Annotated in this window: 16 protein-coding genes; 7 read left to right on the forward strand and 9 right to left on the reverse strand. The window is 69.6% G+C overall.

Going from position 1 to position 15,832, the window contains the following annotated elements; translation table 11 throughout:
- Positions 1–139 precede the first annotated feature (139 nt).
- Positions 140–835 carry an ABC transporter ATP-binding protein gene (locus ACXIZN_RS34060; protein ID WP_016338261.1) on the forward strand — a complete coding sequence of 232 codons (696 nt, stop codon included), beginning with the start codon at positions 140–142 and terminating at the stop codon, positions 833–835.
- Entirely contained in the window at positions 835–3,084 is a 2,250-nt protein-coding gene (locus ACXIZN_RS34065) for an FtsX-like permease family protein (protein WP_457959067.1), read from the forward strand. Before ACXIZN_RS34060 ends, ACXIZN_RS34065 begins: the two co-directional genes overlap by 1 nt.
- A gap of 511 nt (positions 3,085–3,595) precedes the next feature.
- Here ACXIZN_RS34065 and trmB read toward each other — a convergent pair.
- From trmB to ACXIZN_RS34095, 6 genes are all read right to left on the reverse strand, one after another.
- On the reverse strand, positions 3,596–4,279 hold the full coding sequence (trmB, locus tag ACXIZN_RS34070; protein WP_457960671.1) for a tRNA (guanosine(46)-N7)-methyltransferase TrmB: 684 nt from the start codon (positions 4,277–4,279) through the stop codon (positions 3,596–3,598).
- A gap of 44 nt (positions 4,280–4,323) precedes the next feature.
- Positions 4,324–4,866, reverse strand: a complete 543-nt coding sequence (locus tag ACXIZN_RS34075; protein WP_457959068.1) for a hypothetical protein — start codon at positions 4,864–4,866, stop codon at positions 4,324–4,326.
- A gap of 168 nt (positions 4,867–5,034) precedes the next feature.
- Positions 5,035–5,787 carry a hypothetical protein gene (locus ACXIZN_RS34080; RefSeq protein ID WP_457959069.1) on the reverse strand — a complete coding sequence of 251 codons (753 nt, stop codon included), beginning with the start codon at positions 5,785–5,787 and terminating at the stop codon, positions 5,035–5,037.
- Positions 5,784–6,701, reverse strand: coding sequence for an ABC transporter ATP-binding protein (locus ACXIZN_RS34085; RefSeq protein ID WP_457959070.1), 918 nt, complete (start codon positions 6,699–6,701; stop codon positions 5,784–5,786). The genes ACXIZN_RS34080 and ACXIZN_RS34085 overlap by 4 nt, the downstream gene beginning before the upstream one ends.
- A 149-nt stretch (positions 6,702–6,850) precedes the next feature.
- The gene (locus ACXIZN_RS34090; protein ID WP_457959071.1) at positions 6,851–7,582 is read right to left on the reverse strand and encodes an ABC transporter permease; all 732 of its coding nucleotides are present in this window, start codon (positions 7,580–7,582) and stop codon (positions 6,851–6,853) included.
- Positions 7,583–7,612: 30 nt separating this feature from the next.
- Positions 7,613–8,551 (reverse strand): ABC transporter ATP-binding protein, encoded by a 939-nt coding sequence (locus ACXIZN_RS34095; RefSeq protein WP_457959072.1) that lies wholly within the window; start codon positions 8,549–8,551, stop codon positions 7,613–7,615.
- A 190-nt stretch (positions 8,552–8,741) separates the two neighbouring features.
- Between ACXIZN_RS34095 and ACXIZN_RS34100 the strand changes: the two genes are divergently transcribed.
- Complete coding sequence (locus tag ACXIZN_RS34100) at positions 8,742–9,320, forward strand: TetR/AcrR family transcriptional regulator (protein ID WP_126737421.1); 579 nt, start codon at positions 8,742–8,744, stop codon at positions 9,318–9,320.
- A complete protein-coding gene (locus tag ACXIZN_RS34105) occupies positions 9,321–10,232 on the forward strand; it encodes an SDR family NAD(P)-dependent oxidoreductase (RefSeq protein WP_457959073.1) in 912 nt (303 codons plus the stop codon).
- Between the two features lie 257 nt (positions 10,233–10,489).
- Here ACXIZN_RS34105 and ACXIZN_RS34110 read toward each other — a convergent pair whose 3' ends face one another.
- The 3 genes from ACXIZN_RS34110 to ACXIZN_RS34120 form a co-directional block, all read right to left on the reverse strand.
- On the reverse strand, positions 10,490–10,903 hold the full coding sequence (locus tag ACXIZN_RS34110) for a VOC family protein (RefSeq protein ID WP_457959074.1): 414 nt from the start codon (positions 10,901–10,903) through the stop codon (positions 10,490–10,492).
- An 80-nt stretch (positions 10,904–10,983) separates the two neighbouring features.
- Positions 10,984–11,640 (reverse strand): response regulator, encoded by a 657-nt coding sequence (locus tag ACXIZN_RS34115; RefSeq protein WP_037307422.1) that lies wholly within the window; start codon positions 11,638–11,640, stop codon positions 10,984–10,986.
- Complete coding sequence (locus ACXIZN_RS34120) at positions 11,637–12,830, reverse strand: sensor histidine kinase (protein WP_457960672.1); 1,194 nt, start codon at positions 12,828–12,830, stop codon at positions 11,637–11,639. The genes ACXIZN_RS34115 and ACXIZN_RS34120 overlap by 4 nt, the downstream gene beginning before the upstream one ends.
- Positions 12,831–13,024: 194 nt before the next feature.
- Between ACXIZN_RS34120 and ACXIZN_RS34125 the strand changes: the two genes are divergently transcribed.
- From ACXIZN_RS34125 to ACXIZN_RS34135, 3 genes are all read left to right on the forward strand, one after another.
- Entirely contained in the window at positions 13,025–14,548 is a 1,524-nt protein-coding gene (locus ACXIZN_RS34125) for a dynamin family protein (protein WP_457960673.1), read from the forward strand.
- A 128-nt stretch (positions 14,549–14,676) separates the two neighbouring features.
- A complete protein-coding gene (locus ACXIZN_RS34130; RefSeq protein WP_457959075.1) occupies positions 14,677–15,156 on the forward strand; it encodes a YqeB family protein in 480 nt (159 codons plus the stop codon).
- Complete coding sequence (locus ACXIZN_RS34135; protein ID WP_457959076.1) at positions 15,153–15,809, forward strand: TetR/AcrR family transcriptional regulator; 657 nt, start codon at positions 15,153–15,155, stop codon at positions 15,807–15,809. Before ACXIZN_RS34130 ends, ACXIZN_RS34135 begins: the two co-directional genes overlap by 4 nt.
- Positions 15,810–15,832: the final 23 nt, after the last annotated feature.

Here is a 15,832-nt window from a genome sequence, read left to right on the forward strand (position 1 = left end):
GACCGGCCCGAGCCGGGTCGGCCGATCGGCCGATGCGCGGGTGATCAGCACTGGCCGTCTGCCCGAAGTGGACACACGTGGTCCACCGCGAAGCTCTTTCCCGAAGCAGAACACAAGTGACTGACTAGGGAGAATCACGGTGGTAGATCCACAGTGGACAGGGCAGCCGGTGCTTTCGGGCCGCGGGCTGGTGAAGCGGTACGGCACGCAGCACGCGCTGGCCGGGATCGACATCGACATCCAGGCGGGTGACGCGGTCGCCATCGTCGGGCCCTCCGGCTCGGGCAAGACCTCCCTGCTGCACGTGCTCGCCGGGATCCTCCGCGCCGACTCCGGGCAGATCTTCCTGGCCGGGCAGCGCGTCGACCAGCTCAACGAGCGCAAGCGCAGCGAGCTGCGTCGCACCGAGTTCGGCTTCGTGTTCCAGTCCGGGATGCTCGTCGCGGAACTGAGCGCCGAGGAGAACGTGGCGCTGCCGTCGCTGCTGGGTGGCAAGGGCCGCAAGGAATCCATCGAGGCCGGCCGCGAATGGCTGGCGAAGCTCGGCCTCGCGGGCAAGGAGAAGCGCCGCCCCGGTGAGCTCTCCGGCGGCGAGGCGCAACGCGTCGCGATCGCACGGGCGCTGACCCACCGGCCGAAGGTGATCTTCGCCGACGAGCCGACCGGCGCGCTCGACACCCGCACCGGCCGCGCCACCATGGACGCGCTGCTCGCCGCGGCCGCCGACAGCGGTGCCGCGGTGATCGTGGTGACCCACGACCGCGAGCTCGCCGAAGCCATGCCGCGCACCGTCTCCATCCGGGACGGCCTGATCGCGACGAGGCTGGCCGCCTGATGAACAGCTTCCAGCTGGCCATGCGGGTGCTCCGGGTCGACCGCCGGACCCGCACGTCGGCCATCCTCACCGCGGTCGGGGTCGCCGTCGCGACCAGCCTGGTGCTCCTGCTGGCCTCCCTTCCCGGTGCCACGCAGGCCCGCTCCCAGCGGGCGATCTGGCAGGACATCGGCAGCTACTACTCCCAGTCCGGGGAGAGCCAGGGCCCGGCGCCGCTGTTGATGGCGGCCAACAAGGACTACTCGGGCGACCGCGAGATCACCCGCGTCGACATCGCCCAGACCGGCGCTTCGCCGATGCTCAGCCTGCCGCCGGGCATCCCGCGGCTGCCCGCTCCCGGCGAGTCGATCGTCTCCCCCGCCCTCGGGAAACTGATCCAGTCGACACCGCAGGCGCAGCTCGGGGACCGGTTCGGCAAACTCGTCGACGCGCTCGGGCCCGAATCGCTGATGTATCCGGAGCAGCTGGTCGCCGTCGTCGGCCACACCCCGGAGTCGATGCCGCAGACGGCGATGGCCGCGGACGGCTTCCCGAACAAGGAGGCGAAGCCGGACCCGCTGCTCGAACTGCTCGCCTGGGTCGGGGTGATCGTCCTGCTCGTGCCGAGCCTGGTGCTCGTCGCGTCCTCGGCCAGGCTCACCGCCGCCCGGCGTGAGCTGCGGATGGCGGCGCTCCGGCTGGCCGGGGCGACTCCCGGCCAGGTGACGAAGATCGTCGCCGCCGAGACGGCGTTGTCCGCCACGGTCGGCGCGCTGCTCGGCATCCTCGTGGCACCGGCGCTCCAAGGCCTCTCGACGTTCGTCCCGTGGGGCGGCGGAACCTGGCTCGCCTCGGACTTCAGCCTGTCGGTCGGCTCGACCATCGCGGTCGCCGTGGCGATCCCGCTGCTGGTCGTCCTCGCCGGGGTCCTCGGCATCCGCCGCGTGCTGAAGACGCCGCTGTTCGCGGCTTCGGCACACGCTCGCAAGCCGCTGCACTGGTGGCGGCTGCTCGCGGTCCCCGTGGCCGGCGCCTTCTTCCTCTTCGCGGTCACCCAGGACAACGCCAGCCTGCCGATGGTGATGCTCGGGCTGTTCCTGCTGGTCGGATCGGCCGCGATCATCGGGCCGTGGGTCACCTCGGCGGTCGGCGGCACGTTCGTCCGGATCTGGCGCAAACCGGCGTCGCTGCTGGCCGGACGCCGGCTCCGCGACGACCCGAAGAGCGCCTACCGCGCCACCGCGGGTGTCGTGCTGGCCGTCTTCACCGGTTCGATGGCGCTCACCCTGCTGCCCTCGTTCGAGTCGATGGCGGGCGGCGGCCGGACCTTCAAGGACAACGTCCTCTACGCCCAGGCCGACGCGGCCCAGGCCCAGCAGGTCGCCGACCAGACCAACGCCTCCCTCGCCCGCTACGGGATCACCGAGAAGGCCGTCTCGGTCGGGCAGGTCTACCTGTCCACCGGCGAGCCGGGCACCCGCTCCCAGAGCTTGAACCGGGCCTTCGTGATGACCTGCGAGGACGCCACGAAACTCCTGCGGGTGAACCTCGGCGGCTCCTGCCGGCCGGGCCCCGCGATCTACAGCAGGTATCAGATCAACCCGGCGGAGTACCGCGTGCTGTCGGAGTACGACAAGGCCGGTCCTCAGCTGGATCCGAAGACCCCCGTGCACCTCTTCCCGCAAGGCGACGAGGACACCTCCAGCACGGTCGTCATCGACCCGGCCCTGGTCCCCGCGGGGGTCACGCCGGAGCGCTTCGACGTGATCGTGCCGACCACCGCGGAGAACGCCGAGGTCGTGCGGACCGCGCTGGTCGGGGCGGCACCCGGCCAGGAGGTCGGCAGCCGCGGCCTGCACCTGATCGGCCAGCAGCAGGAGCTCGGCGACCTGCGCCGGGTCACCGTGATCGGCCTGATCGCCGCCGGCGTGCTCGCCGGGTGCAGCGCGGCCGTGGCGACCGCGGGCTCGGTGATGGACCGCCGCCGCACCTTCGGGGCACTCATCGCGGCCGGGACACCGGTCCGGGTGCTGGCGAGGGCGCTGCGGATGGAAGCGGCCCTGCCCGCGATGGTGGCCACCCTCGGCGCGGGGGCGGTCGGGATCGGCGTCGGCATGGGGCTCTACAGCCTGGTCGAGAAGGACGCGGTCGTGCTGAGCCCGTGGCTGCTGGCGCCCGTGGTGCTGGGAATCGGGGTGGCGTTGCTCGGGGCGTCCGTCTCGACCCCGGCGCTCAAGCGGGTGCAGTCGGAGCCTCTGGCCGACGAATAAAAAGATTCGCCCGAATGGCGTCATGGCGCCCGGGCGGGCAGGTCTCGTGGGTGGAGTCGGTGGTGATCCACCCACGGGCCGGGTGCCCGGTCGTCTCTCTGTCGGGGGAGGGACGAACGGGCACCGGGGACGCGCAGGGGGCGTTCCGAGGCGCGGGGTGTGAAGGAAGGGCCGGTCAGGGACGTGGGGACGTCCTGACCGGCCCTTTCCGTCCGCGGGGTTCTGGAGGTGGTGTCGCGGAAAACCCNCGCCACTCCCCCTCGATGGCGCCCCGGATCCGTGGTGCACCGGCCGCGTCCCGCATGAAGCGAATTGGCGGGGGCCCGTTTGCCGGTCCCGTCTGCGTGATGTCGCGAAAGCCACTTTCGGGACATCAGACGTCTCGAAAGTGGCTTTCGCGACACGGTCGCCAGGACGGTGTCGGGCCCGGATGAGCGAAGGGGCACCGCGAGTCGTCCGTCCGGTCACGCGAAAGCGCCATCCATGCTCAAGGCACCCTTCACGAGACCGTTCAGACCCGCTCGAAGATCAGGTCGTGCGAGATCCGGCCTTCGACGTCGGCGCGGTTCTCGAACTTCGTGATCGGCCGCCACTCCGGCCGCGGCGCCCAGCCGCCGGGCTCGCCGGCGTACCGGTTGCGCAGGAGCGGCTCGGCCGAGCAGACCTCCATCATCTGCTCGGCGTAGTTCTCCCAGTCGGTCGCCATGTGGAAGGTGCCGCCCGGCGCGAGCCGCGAGGCCACCAGCGAGACGAACTCCGGCTGCACGATCCGCCGCTTGTGGTGCCGCTTCTTCGGCCACGGGTCCGGGAAGAACAGCCGGACACCGGCCAGCGAGCCCGGCTCCACGTGCGAGGTCAGCAGCACGACGGCGTCACCGTGCATCAGCCGCAGGTTCTTCACCCCGAGCTTCTCGGCGCGCAACATCAGCTGGCCGAGCCCCGGGTCGTAGACCTCGACCGCGACGTAGTTGAGTTCCGGCGCGGCGGCGGCGAGCTGGGACGTGGTCTCGCCCATGCCCGAACCGATCTCCACCAGCACCGGCGCCTGCCTGCCGAACCAGTCGTCGAAGTCCACCGGTCCTTCGGGCAGTTCGCCGACGGTGCGGCCGAGCGACGGCCAGAGTTCGTTCCAGGCTCGCTGCTGCCCGACGGTCATCCGGCCGCCGCGTTTGACATAGCTGACCACGCTGCGCATCCGTGGCTGGTCCTCGTTTTCCACCAGCCCATTAAACGCGGGGGTTACCGGACCGCTTCGAACTCCCCCAGCCGCGAACGCAGCCCGGCGAATCCGGCGACCGCGATCGGCGACGGCGTCGTACCGGAATGAGCGGGGAGAACGTCGATCCAGCCGTCGTGGCGGCTGGTGTTCAGCACCGTGGTCGGGATCGAATGCCCGGACGCTCCGCGTTCAGAGGGCATGAACTCCCAGTAACCGGATTCTCCGTCCGCGGCCCACGGGACGAATTCCCAGCCGGGCCGCCTGCCGAGCAGGCCGGCGATCCGATCTTCGATGCGGAAACCGAGTTCCCGCGATTCGAGCCTGCCTTCCACGACGGCGCGAAGCCACCACGGCGCCGGGATTTCGCCGTGCATTCCACTGGACGCGCGGTACAACGCGACAACGAGATCTTCGGGCGCGCGGTGTACCCAGGCGCGGCGGATATCGGATGGCCGGGTCGCGGACGCGACCGTGCGGGGCAGTTCGATCGCCTGTGACCATTCGAGGTCGAGCATGGGCTCGAGGCGGGGCTGCGTACTTTCCGTGCGGGCTTGCGGGATCATGCGTTCTACTCCCTGACCGGAATCCACCGTCAAGGATCACCTCCGGGGCCGAGAGCCGAAAATAGGCTCATCCCGAGCATCGCCCGGGCTGGAACAGTATGTCCGCTCCGTGTGAGAGAAGCCACAGGCTCTTAACGTGGACTTAACTCCTTTGGCCGCGGTAAAAGCTCACGCATCCCTTCGATGGGTGATCATCAGCCCGGCCGCATAGACAATCACGCAGATGCCGCCGAAATAAGCCAAATAACCCCACGGCCCCAGCGGCGGTTCGAGTTTCAACATCGACACCGTGAGATCCGGCCCGGAAAACTGATTCGCCGCGAAGAACGGCATCCACTGGTAGATGTCGTCGCCCACTTTCGGAATCAGCACGATGAGCCCCTCGAGCACCTGCGTCCACGCCAGCGCGAACCCGAGTGCGAACGCGGGGCTGCGGAACAGCAGCCCGAGGCCGACGCCGAGCAGACCGGTCAGGAAGAAGGTCAGGCCCTGGCCCGCCACCGCACGCCAGTCGGCGCCCGAAGCCAGGCCCAGGTCGGCGGCCGGTTTGATCAGGTACGCGATCGCCCACGAGCCGAAGCCCACCAGCAGCCCGATCAGCCCGGAGAACACCCCGACGACGGCGCCCTTCGCCAGCAGGGCCGGCACGCGCGACGGCACCGCCTGGAAGGTGAGCTTCATCGTGCCCCAGTTGAACTCCGTCGCCGCCGCGAGGATGGCGAGGACCAGCACGACGGTGCGGCCGAGCGCGCTCGCGACCTGCGTCGAGTTGACGCCCGTCTGGCCTTCGAGCGGCACGAAGCCGAAGAAGAGCGCGGTGTAGCCCAGCGCGACCACCACCGCGATGGCCGCGCACCACCAGGGCGCGCGCGTGCTCAGCAGCTTGATCCGCTCCGCGCGGAGCATGTTCGCCGCGGTCATCGGGCCACCTCCGGTACACCGGCGCCGTACTCGACGGCCTCGGCGGTGAGTTGCATGTACGCCTGTTCGAGCGAGCCGGCGAGCGGCTTCAGCTCGTGGAGGGTCGCGCCGGCGGCGAACGCGAGTTCGCCGATGGTGTCACTGTCCATTTCGGACACGACGAGCGCACCGTCCTCCTCGCGGAACGCGGCCCCCTTGTCGGTGAGCGCGGTCCGCAGTTCGGTCAGATGCGGGCTGCGGACCCGCACGCCGAGGCCCTTCGCCCGGCCGACGAACTCCTCCATCGTGCCCTGGTAGATCAGCTTCCCCCGGCCGATCACGACGAGGTCCTGCGCGGTCTGCGCCATCTCCGGCAGCAGGTGGCTGGACACGAACACGGTGCGCCCCTCGGCGGCGAGCGCGTGCATCAGCTTCCTGATCCACACGATGCCTTCGGGGTCGAGCCCGTTGACCGGCTCGTCGAACAGCAGCACCCGGGGGTCACCCAGCAGCGCCGTGGCGATCCCGAGCCGCTGCGACATCCCGAGCGAGAACTGCCCGGCCCGTTTGCGGGCGACCGAGTCGAGCCCGACCAGCCGGAGCACCTCGTCGACGCGCTTGTCCGGGAGGCCGTTCGTCGCGGCGATCCACCGGAGGTGCTCGCGGGCGGTGCGGCCGGGATGCCGCCAGGTGGCGTCGATCATGCCGCCGACCGTCCGAAGTGGATCACGCAGCTCGCGGTAGGCCTTGCCGTCGATGGTCACCGAGCCCGACGTGGGGTTGTCGAGCCCGAGCATCATCCGCATGGTGGTGGACTTCCCCGCCCCGTTGGGGCCGAGGAATCCCGTCACCCGGCCGGCTTCGGCGGTGAAGGAAAGCGCGTCGACGGCGAGCTTGTCGCCGTAGCGTTTCGTGAGTCCGGTGGCCTCGATCATCAAACCCTCCCTCCAGTGGATTCCGACATTACGCGGGAAAGGACCGGGCTGCCCCCCGATAGGCGGCCCGGTCCTTCTTCCCCTTTTTCTCCCCGGCCGGACGCTTCGCTCCCCCGAGTTCGGCGTCCGGCTTTCCCCTGTGGAAGTCCTTACGCGTCGCGCTTGTCGGCGACGACGAGCGAGATGACCAGCAGCACCAGCGCGAAACCGGCGAAGTAGGCGAGCGACCCGGCCTGGCTCAGCGGCGCGTTCGCCGCGGCGGGACCCGAGCCGTTGAGGAACCGGTCCGCGACGTGGAACGGCATCCAGTCGTAGATGTCCTTGCCGATCTTCGGGATGAGCTGGATCAGGTTCTCGACCGCGAGCGTGTAGATCAGCAGGAGCGAGATGGCGCCGGCGCTCTGCCGGATCAGGATGCCGACGGCGACCGCGATCACCGAGGCGAGGGCGAACACCAGGCCGACCCCGGCGACGCTGATCCACTCGGCGGTGGTGTTCAGCGCGAGGTCCTCCGGCCGCATGATCGAGGCGAGGGCCCAGGCACCGAAGGCGGCGATCTCGCCGATCACCAGCGAGAGCGTCGCGACGACGCCGGTCTTCGCCAGCAGCGCGGCGCGGCGGTTCGGCACGGCCTGGAACGTGGTGCGGATGGTGCCAAAGCGGTACTCGGTGGTCACCGACAGTGCGGCGAGCACCATGACCACGGTCATCCCGAAGACGTAGCCGAACTGGGACATGCCGACGTCGGTGAATTCCCCCGACGGCGCGGCGCCGGCGAAGATGGCGGCGAAGCCGACCACGACCGCGAGGGTGATCAGCGCGCACCACCAGGGTGAGCGTGTGGTGAACAGCTTGATGCGTTCCACGGCGAGCAGAGTCATGGCTTTTCTTTCCTCAACAAGAGTGAGCGGCTACTGGGCGGCGGTGACCACTTCGGCGGCTTCCGCTTCGAGACCGGTGTGGTACTCGACCGAATCGCCGGTGATCTGCATGAAGGCCTGCTCCAGGGAGCCGGTCTGCGGGCTGAGCTCGTGCAGCACGATCTGGTTGGCCGCGGCGATCTCGCCGATCTTCTCACTGTCCAAACCGGACACGATGATCGCTCGTTCGGCGTCGGTGACCTGAGCGCTCGCCTGCGTCAGCGCGGCGCGCAGCGCGGGCAGTTGCGGCGACCGGACCTTGACCGTGTTCTCGGCGGCCCGGGCCACGAAATCCTCGGTGGAGGACTGGGAGATCAGCTGCCCCTTGCCGATCACGACCAGGTGGCTCGCGGTCAGCGCCATCTCCGAGAGGAGGTGCGAGGAAACGAACACCGTGCGGCCTTCGTCGGCCAGCCGGTGCATGAACTTCCGGATCCAGAGGATGCCCTCGGGGTCGAGCCCGTTGACCGGCTCGTCGAAGAGGAGTACCTCCGGGTCGCCCAGCAGGGCCGCCGCGATCCCCAGTCGCTGCGACATGCCGAGGGAGAACCCGCCGGCGCGCTTCCCGGCGACGCTGGTGAGCCCGACGATCTCGAGCACCTCGTCGACCCGGCTCTCCGCGATCTTGTTGGACTTCGCCATCCATCGCAGATGCGCCCGGGCCGACCGGTTGGGGTGGACCCATTTGGCGTCCAGCAGTGCGCCGACCGTCCGCAGTGGATCTTTCAGCTCACGGTAGAGCTTGCCCCCGATGCGCACCTGGCCCGCGGTCGGATTGTCCAGGCCGAGGATCATCCGCATGGTCGTCGACTTGCCGGCCCCGTTCGGGCCGAGGAAACCGGTGACCTCCCCCGGCGCGACGGAGAAGGACAGGTCGTTCACCGCCAGTGTCTTGCCGTACCGCTTGGTGAGGCCCGCTGCCTCGATCATGTCTGCTCCCCTCGGCGACTGCGAGAACAATCGTCGTCCATGTGGGTGGCCGAGCGCGTCATCCTGAGGTGCCAACCTGGTACCCGACCTGAGACGTAGCTTGCCGTCTTCCGGCGGCGTACGCGATCGGTGATACCCCTGAGAGTGACCCTGATTCGCCGGGGTTAATGAACCGTGGTTCAATAATCGTATGGCGAGGCCCCGGAGCATCACCGACGAACGGCTGCTGACCGCGGCGGGAACCGTGATCGGCATGGTCGGCCCCGGTTTCACACTGGCCCAGGTGGCGGCGGAGGCCGGCGTCGCGGTCGGCACCGTGGCCCAGCGGTTCGGCTCGAAGAACGGTCTTCTGCTGGCGTTGAGCCGGGCGAACACGCGATCCGTCGTGGAACGGATGCGGGAATGCGGCGAGCTGGCCGATCCGGTGGAGGCGCTGCGCGCGGCGGTCGTCGTGGTCTACGAGGGGTTGGGCGACGCGGAGACGGCGGCGAACCATCTCGGGCAGCTGGGCGTGGACATCGGGGATCCGGAGCTGCGCGCCCTGCTCGGTGAGCATTTCACCGCCGTCGAAGCGGAATTGCGACGGCTGACGCGCGTCGCGGCGCGTGACCTCCCGGGTGCGCCGGGTGTCGTCCGCGCGGCGCGGGTGTTGCTGGGGGTGGCGAACGGGGCCGCGCTGGACTGGTCGATCCGGCCGAAGGGCCGGATCACCGAACGGATGGGGCAAGACGTGGACGCGGTGCTGACCGCGTGGAAGGGAGTGTCCTGAATGGATCAGAAGGTGGCCGTGGTCGCGGGGGCGACGCGGGGATGCGGCCGGGCGATCGCGGTGGAACTGGGCAGGCTCGGCTGGACGGTGTTCGTCACCGGCCGTACGACGCGTGAGCACCAGTCGCCGATGAAGCGTTCGGAGACGATCGAAGACACGGCGGAACTCGTCGACGCGGCGGGTGGGTGGGGCATCCCCATCCGGACCGACTTCACCGTGGTGTCCGATGTGGACGCGTTGAAGCGGCGGATCGAGTCCGAAGTGGACGGCCGGATCGACGTACTGGTCGACGACGTCTGGGGCGGCGACCAGTACGCGGACTTCGAGGGGGCGTACTGGGACTCCAGCCTCGACGACGCGCTCACGCTGGTGCACAACGCGATCGACACGCACCTGATCGCGCTGCACCGGCTTCTCCCGCTGGTCGTGCGGCGGGAAGGCGGTCTCGTCATCGAGGTCACCGACGGCGACCACGACGAGTACGTCGGCGCGGGGATCCCGTACTTCCTCGCGAAATGCGGGATCCGCGCGATCGGCAGGGCGCTCGGCGCCGAACTGAAGAAGTACGGCTGCGTCGGCATGACCGTCACGCCGGGCTTCCTGCGTTCGGAAGCCATGCTCGACCACTTCGGGGTCACCGAGGAGACGTGGCGGGACGCGGTCGGCAAGTCCGCTCCGGTCGACTTCGCCATCTCGGAGACACCGGCGCTGCTCGGGCGGGGTGTCGCGAAGCTGGCGACCGATCCGGAGGTCGCGCGGTTCGCGGGCAAGACGCTCGCTTCGTGGACGCTGATGAACGAGTACGGCTTGACCGACGTCGACGGCTCACGCCCCGACTTCGGCAAGTGGATGGCCGAAGTGCGGGACGCGGGCAAGGACGAGGCGACCGCGGATCACTCGCTGTACCGTTGAGGCACCGGCCGCCGGCTCGTGTCGCGAAAGCCACTTTCGGGACGTCAGACGTCGCGAAAGTGGCTTTCGCGACGCGCCTCGACCTCCGCTGGCCGGGGAGCTACTTCTTCCCGGCCAGCACGTCCAGGTAGTGCTGGTTGAACATGACGCCGAGGACGTTGCCGAACGGGTCGACGNGTCGCGAAAGCCACTTTCGGGACGTCAGACGTCGCGAAAGTGGCTTTCGCGACGCGCCTCGACCTCCGCTGGCCGGGGAGCTACTTCTTCCCGGCCAGCACGTCCAGGTAGTGCTGGTTGAACATGACGCCGAGGACGTTGCCGAACGGGTCGACGACGGCCGCGGTCACGAAGCCCGGCCCGCGCTCGATGACCGGCTCGTACTCCTTCGCGCCTTTCGCGAGCAGCTGAGCGAAGGCGTCCTCGACGTTGTCGACGGCCCAGTTCGCGATGGCCCCACCGGGACCGGGCTGGGCCATCGGCGGCCGGAAGTCGCCGCGGACCAGGCCGAACTCGTGCTGGTAGTCGCCGATCCGGTACTCGGCGTACGCCGGTCTCCCGTCGGGGCCGTTGCGGACGAAGTACGGCTCGATGCCGAAGAGCTCGGAGTACCACTCGATCGCGGCGGCCATGTCGTCGGCGTAGAACGTGGTGGTGGTGAGACCTCGCAGCATTTCCTTCTCCTCAGGTAGTGGCTCTGAGGACAAGCATCCGCCGCAAAGTGCTCACCGAATGACCACTTTCCGACGAGATCTCAGCTGACCCCGGGACGTGCCAGCCCGGTCTCGTAGGCGAGCACCACGGCCTGCACCCGGTCGCGCAGATCCAGCTTCGACAGGATCCGCCCGACGTGCGTCTTCACCGTCGCCTCGGACAGGAACAGCGTCTCGGCGATCTCCAGGTTCGAAAGGCCCTTCGCGATCAGCACGAGCACCTCCCGCTCCCGTTCGGTGAGGACGTCCAGCTCGGCCGCGTCCCGCATCGGCTTCCCGCCGCCGCCGACGAACCGGTCGAGCAGCCGCCGGGTGACCGACGGCGAGACCACGGCGTCGCCCGAAGCGACCGCCCGCAGCGCCGACACCAGGTGATCCGGCTGCGTGTCCTTCAGCAGGAACCCGCTCGCCCCGCCCTGCAACGCCGAATAGACGTACTCGTCCAGGTCGAACGTCGTCATCACGAGCACCCGCGCCGTCCCGGCCTCGACGATCCGCTTCGTCGCCTCGACCCCGTCCAGTACCGGCATCCGGACGTCCATCAGCACGACGTCGGGCCGCAGTTCCTCGGCCAGCCGGATGGCCTGCGCGCCGTCACCCGCCTCGCCGACGACGTCGATGTCGGCCTGCGCGCCCAGGACCATCCGGAACCCGACGCGCATCAATTCCTGGTCGTCGACGACCACCACCCGTATCACGTCGCCAACCTAACCGGGAGCCTCGCGTGCACCTGCCACCCTCCACCGGGGGCGGGCCCGACCTCCAGCGTGCCGCCGAAGACGTTCGCCCGTTCCCTCATTCCGATCAATCCGTTCCCACCGGGGACGGTGAGTTTCCGCGGCGGCGCGGCGTGCTTCGCCGCCATGGGCACCAGCTGTTTCGCGCGACCGGCGCCGTCGTCGGTGACCTTGACGTCGATCACGTCCGCCTCCCGCCGCACCACCACCTCGGCCTGTGCGCCCTGGCCGGCGTGTTTCAGCGTGTTCGTCAGCGACTCCTGCACGATCCGGTACACGCCGAGGGACACCCCCGCGGGCAGCCCGGCCAGCGCGTCCGGCCCGATCGCCAGCGTCACCGGCACCCCCGCCTGCCGGATCCGGTCCGCGAGGTCGGTCAGCGCACTGGCGTCGGGCTGCGGCACGCGCGGCTCGTCGTCGCCGTCGCTGCGGAGCACGTCCAGCAGCCGCCGCAGCTCGGCGAGCGCGCCGCGGCCGGTCTCCGAAATCGTCTGCAGGGCCCTTTTCGCCATCTCGGGATTCCCGTCGACCGCGTAGGACGCGCCGTCGGCCTGCACGACCATGACGCTCACCGCGTGCGCGACGACGTCGTGCAGCTCGCGGGCGATACGTCCGCGTTCCTCGCCGACGGCGATCCTGGTCGCCTGGTCCCGTTCCGTCTCAAGTAGATGCAACCGGGCTTCCACCTCCTCGTGATAGGCGCGCCTCGCGCCGGCGAATTCGCCGAGCGTCCAGCACAGTGCGCTGGAGAAGACGCCGATGATCGCCAGCACCCACACGTCCTCCGGCGGGTCGGCCCACAGCTGGATCGCCGAGGTGACCAGCGTGATCACCAGGTACAACAGGCCCTGTTTGCGGCCGACGTAGACCAGCACCGAGTAGATGCTGATCATCATCGCCAGCCCGCTCGCCGCGCCGAGTTCCAGCGCGCTGTGCGGGATGCCGATCAGCAGCACCAGGTACGCCGACCACAGCGTCGCCCTCCGCCGGAAGACCAGCGGGGCGACCATCACCACGTCCAGCGGCAGGACCACGTACCAGGGCGGCATCGGGACTTCCGGCGTCTCGACCGCCGCCACGAAGAACAGCAGGTCGGTCAGCAGCAGGACGACGGCGATGAAACTGTCCCCGGCCATGGGGTGGGCACGCATCCAGAGGCTCAACCGTCGCACCTGGTAACACTATGTCGGCCGGGGCCGCCCGCGCGTCGGTCGCCGGTACCACCTTCGGTGCGACCCGAGGATGAGCGGCATGGCACGATTCCCCTCGGTGTGCTCGACGACTGGGAGGGGTGGGCACCGTGACCTCAGCGACGGAGCAGGGCCGTCTCGCCGGCCCGCTGTCGATGTCGGTGGCGAACCTCTGCCACCGCCTCCAGCCCCAGGTGTCCGCGCGGACCGCGGCCGGTTTCGCCGAGGTGCTGCGACGGCTGGGCGGCCCGCTGCAGGTCGCCGTCGCGGGCCGGATCAAATCGGGGAAGTCCACCCTGGTCAACGCCCTGATCGGGCGCCGGGTCGCGCCGACCGACGTCGGCGAGTGCACCCGGCTGGTGACCAGGTTCCAGTACGGCACGGTCGACCGCGTCGAGATCGTCTTCAACGACGGCCGCAAACAGGTGCTGCCCTTCTCCGCCGACGGGATGATCCCGGCCGAACTGGGCATCGACATCGACAAGGTCTCGCATATCGAGGCGTACCTCACCAACGCGGTCCTGCAGGGTATGACCGTGATCGACACCCCGGGCCTCGGCTCGCTCGACGCGGCTTCGGTGTCGCGGACCGAGGAGCTGCTGGGCGCGGCGAAGCACCGCAAGCCCGAAGACGGTGCCGAGGACGAAGAAGGCTCCGACGAGCTGGACGACACCTCGCGCAACGCCGTCGCGGGCGCCGAAGCCGTCCTCTACGTGGTCACCCAGGGCGTGCGCGCCGACGACCAGCAGGCGCTCGCCGCGTTCACCGCCGCGACGGCGAGCCGCGAGGCGGGCCCGGTCAACGCGATCGCGGTGCTCAACAAGGCGGACACCATCGCGCCGGAGTCGGTCGAAGGCTCGGGCGGCGACGTGTGGAAGGCCGCGACGCTGTTGTCGGAGAAGCAGGCCGCGACGCTGAAGCCCCGCGTCGCGGACGTGCTGCCGGTGATCGGGCTGATCGCGGAGTCGGCCGAGTCCGGCGGGTTCACCTCGCCCGACGCCGAAGCGCTGCGCCAGCTGGCCGAGATGGACGACGACATCCTCGAGACCATGCTGATCTCGGCGGACATCTTCACCAGCTGGGAATGCGACGTCGCCGCGGGCACCCGGCTGCGGCTGCTGGAGAAGCTGGACCTGTTCGGCGTGCGGTACGCCGTCGAGGCGATCCGCAAGGAACCGGAGATCACCGCGGGCTCGCTGCGGCGGAAGCTGCTCGACGCCTCCGGGCTCGAAGCCGTCCGCCAGCGGCTGAGCATCGTCTTCGCCGCCCGCGCCGACGGCATCAAGGCGGCGGCCGCGCTGGCCTCGGTCACGGCGCTGGCCCACGCGTCCGGCGACCCGGCCGAACGGCAGCGCGTCCACGACGCGATCGAGGTCCTGCTCGCCAAGCCCGAGGCACACCAGCTGCGGCTGCTCGAAGCGCTCACGCTGGTCGCGTCCGGCGCCGTCGACATGCCCGAGGACCTGTCCGAGGAGGTCCTGCGGGTCGGCAGCAACGCGGACATCGGCGCCCAGCTGGGCAAGCCGGGCGCTCCGCGCGCCGAGCTGGCGGCCCACGCCCTGGAGCGCGCCGGCTGGTGGCGTTCCTTCGCGTCCTTCGGCGCGACACCCGCCCAAAGCCGCGTCGCGCACGTCGTGCACCGGGCGTACTTCCTCATCTGGCAGCAGATCCGGGACTGACCTCCCGCGATCCGCGCATTTAGTCGACTACTTGCCCCGACCGCGGTCAGGCGCCGGAAGGCCGCCAGGCAAGTAGTCGACTAAATGCGCGGTTTGATAAACCGAGCGCTCGGTCTAATAATGAGCGCATGGAAACGATCGTCGACGAGCCCCAGTGGCTGCGCACGGCCTCCTGGATCGGCTGCCCGTTGGCCGGGGCCGCGCTCGGCTGGTTCCTCCACTCGATCTCGGGCTGGGTGGCGTCCCTGAGCTGGGTCCCGTTCAAGGGCCCCTTCAAGCTCGTCTCGGAGATCCCCCAGCCCTGGGGCACGGTCACCGGGATCGGCGCCGGCCTCGCCCTCGGGCTGTTCTTCGCCGCGGTCTGGGCGCACGAGCGGCTGATCGTCAAGGTGACGCCGACGCGCATCACGCTGACCACCAAGGGCCGCAGCCGCGCGTACGAAGCGGAGCTGGAGGCCGTCTTCCTCGACGGCAAGGAGCTCGTCCTGCTCGCCGCGGACGGCCGGGAGCTGGTGCGGCAGAAGGGCGACGTCGACCGCAAGGCCGTCGCCAAGGCCTTCCTCGACCACGGCTACCCGTGGCACGACGAGCCGCCGGCGGTGAAATGAGGACGGTCGACCCGGCCAAGCACGAGGCGAAACGCCGCGCCATCCTCGACGCCGCCGCGGGCTGTTTCGCGATGAAGGGCTTCGAGAAGACGACGACGGCGGAGATCTGCCGCGCCGCGGGGATCAGCACAGGCAGCCTGTTCCACTACTTCCCGAACAAGCGCGCGGTGTTCGTCGGCATCTTCGAGCAGGACGCCGACGAGACCGCCGCCCTGCTCGCGGCCGCCGAGGAGATCGAGGATCCGGGGGAAGCGATCCTCCACGTCATCGCCCACGTGTCGGAACAGCTTCTGCATCCGGTCATCGCCAAGCTCGTCCTCGAGGTCGCCGCGCAGTGTTCCCGCGACGCCGAACTGGCCAGGCTCATCCAGGGCAACGACCGCGCGCTGCGTGACGGTCTCGTCGGCCTGGTGACACGGGCGATGGAAGCGGGCCGGATCGATCCCGGTTTCGATCCGAAGACGGTGGCCAGCTGGCTCGTCGCCTTGGTCGACGCGCCGCTTTCCCGCGTGATTCTTGAGCCGGACCTCGATCCGGCGGCGGAACTCGCGGTGATGAAGGAGCTGATCGCCAGATTCCTTCGTCCCGTTCTGCCGATTTCGCCCCCGGCTGGCGGGCCCGTGCCCGACACTGGTGAAATCTCCCCGGGCTGATCGGTAGGCCCGGGACACCAGTT

It is taken from the genome of Amycolatopsis sp. TRM77291, from assembly GCF_054166285.1.

Bases quoted from the DNA above. Each gene is read 5' to 3' on its own strand.
- ACXIZN_RS34065 (WP_457959067.1), top strand. From the start codon at position 835: ATGAACAGCTTCCAGCTGGCCATGCGGGTGCTCCGGGTCGACCGCCGG.
- trmB (WP_457960671.1), bottom strand. From the start codon at position 4,279: ATGCGCAGCGTGGTCAGCTATGTCAAACGCGGCGGCCGGATGACCGTC.
- ACXIZN_RS34075 (WP_457959068.1), bottom strand. From the start codon at position 4,866: ATGATCCCGCAAGCCCGCACGGAAAGTACGCAGCCCCGCCTCGAGCCC.
- ACXIZN_RS34080 (WP_457959069.1), bottom strand. From the start codon at position 5,787: ATGACCGCGGCGAACATGCTCCGCGCGGAGCGGATCAAGCTGCTGAGC.
- ACXIZN_RS34085 (WP_457959070.1), bottom strand. From the start codon at position 6,701: ATGATCGAGGCCACCGGACTCACGAAACGCTACGGCGACAAGCTCGCC.
- ACXIZN_RS34090 (WP_457959071.1), bottom strand. From the start codon at position 7,582: ATGACTCTGCTCGCCGTGGAACGCATCAAGCTGTTCACCACACGCTCA.
- ACXIZN_RS34095 (WP_457959072.1), bottom strand. From the start codon at position 8,551: ATGATCGAGGCAGCGGGCCTCACCAAGCGGTACGGCAAGACACTGGCG.
- ACXIZN_RS34100 (WP_126737421.1), top strand. From the start codon at position 8,742: ATGGCGAGGCCCCGGAGCATCACCGACGAACGGCTGCTGACCGCGGCG.
- ACXIZN_RS34105 (WP_457959073.1), top strand. From the start codon at position 9,321: ATGGATCAGAAGGTGGCCGTGGTCGCGGGGGCGACGCGGGGATGCGGC.
- ACXIZN_RS34110 (WP_457959074.1), bottom strand. From the start codon at position 10,903: ATGCTGCGAGGTCTCACCACCACCACGTTCTACGCCGACGACATGGCC.
- ACXIZN_RS34120 (WP_457960672.1), bottom strand. From the start codon at position 12,830: ATGCGTGCCCACCCCATGGCCGGGGACAGTTTCATCGCCGTCGTCCTG.
- ACXIZN_RS34125 (WP_457960673.1), top strand. From the start codon at position 13,025: ATGTCGGTGGCGAACCTCTGCCACCGCCTCCAGCCCCAGGTGTCCGCG.
- ACXIZN_RS34130 (WP_457959075.1), top strand. From the start codon at position 14,677: ATGGAAACGATCGTCGACGAGCCCCAGTGGCTGCGCACGGCCTCCTGG.
- ACXIZN_RS34135 (WP_457959076.1), top strand. From the start codon at position 15,153: ATGAGGACGGTCGACCCGGCCAAGCACGAGGCGAAACGCCGCGCCATC.